Here is a 269-nt window from a genome sequence, read left to right on the forward strand (position 1 = left end):
TTTGCTAAGGTACTTGAGCAATATCGTTTTAAAAGCGGCGATATGAAGGCGCAATTTGAGCCGGGTGAGGTGATCAGTCAGTTCTCTGATTCCCCAGAAGCCTTGAAAGAGTTGATCATTAAATCGCAAATAAATCCTCAATTTCAGGATTTATTAACGGCTGATGTTAGCTTTTCGGGCCGCTTACTCAACGGTATTAAAACGCCTGCATCCTCACCTAACCATCCGTATGTAAATGAGCGCGACGTGTTAGGTGTATGGCCTGATAA

Annotated in this window: 1 protein-coding gene; it reads left to right on the forward strand. The window is 43.5% G+C overall.

All coding sequences use genetic code 11. The annotated features are described in order from the left end of the window. A partial coding sequence (locus B4920_RS26420; protein ID WP_139379688.1) for a hypothetical protein occupies positions 1–269 on the forward strand: 269 nt, incomplete at both ends.

Source organism: Zoogloea sp. LCSB751 (genome assembly GCF_002028455.1).
Classification (GTDB): Bacteria; Pseudomonadota; Gammaproteobacteria; order Burkholderiales; family Rhodocyclaceae; genus Zoogloea.